Source organism: Streptomyces sp. 130 (assembly GCF_007096885.1).
Lineage (GTDB): Bacteria > Actinomycetota > Actinomycetes > Streptomycetales > Streptomycetaceae > Streptomyces.
The window spans coordinates 1-803 of sequence record NZ_VJNO01000115.1 but is presented as its reverse complement, the minus strand read 5'-3'; the positions used below and the strand labels follow the sequence as shown (position 1 = coordinate 803).

Annotated in this window: 2 protein-coding genes; both read right to left on the bottom strand. The window is 69.4% G+C overall.

Going from position 1 to position 803, the window contains the following annotated elements:
- Window positions 1-20 precede the first annotated feature (20 nt).
- The gene (locus FKN01_RS32250; protein WP_143626186.1) at window positions 21-449 is read right to left on the bottom strand and encodes a hypothetical protein; all 429 of its coding nucleotides are present in this window, start codon (window positions 447-449) and stop codon (window positions 21-23) included.
- Between the two features lie 26 nt (window positions 450-475).
- Window positions 476-700, bottom strand: coding sequence for a hypothetical protein (locus FKN01_RS32245; protein WP_143626185.1), 225 nt, complete (start codon window positions 698-700; stop codon window positions 476-478).
- Window positions 701-803: the final 103 nt, after the last annotated feature.

The window sequence follows — 803 nt, the reverse complement described above, 5'->3', positions numbered from 1 at the left end:
CCGGCTCTGCGGTGGTGGTGTCAGCCGAAGTCACCGAGGTCGGTGCACGTCTTGCGCAGCGATTTCAGCCGGTCGTTCTGCTCCGAGACGTATTCCGAGACCGATCCGGCCTTCAGGTCTCCGTCGGCGGCGGCGCGTAGTTCCTTCGCGGTCTTCTCCGCGGCGTCGCGCAGTTTGTCGTCGGACGCCTTCTCGGCGATCTCGTCGATCTTGTCGGCCCGGTCCCGTACGTCCTCGCGGGCCTCGTCCGCGCTCGACGGGTTCGGGTCGAAGAGCGCGATGTCGAGGATGTCGAGGCACAGGTCACCCCGGTCCAGCGCGTCCTGCGCGGAATCACAGGCGGTCAGCCCCAGTACTGCCGGCACGGCGATGATCCCGCCGGCCAGCAGCCCGGCCCACCTCCGGTGCCGTGCCGGTAAGCGCGTCCGCATGCCCAGTGACGACTTCATACAGCTTTCTCTCCCTGAGTGCTCTGTCAGCTCGCGGACCGGCGCCAGCGGACGACCGCCCAGACCACCGCGACCGCGTCGAGGGCGAAGCCCACGCTCATCACCGCGGTGTAGGACCCGTCGTCCACGGCGTGCGAGACCACGGACGTGAGCATGGCGCCCACGAAGAACACCAGCAGCGGCGGCACGTACCACGCTCCCCTGGCCTTCCGGGAACCACGGTCCTCGTCGTAGTCGGTCGAACGTGCCATGAGAACTCCCACTCCGCTCCGTGCCCGTCACGCGGTCCCCCGCGCCGTCCCCTCCATGCTGCCCGGCCCGGCGGCGACGGTCAGTACACCGCGCACCCGAACC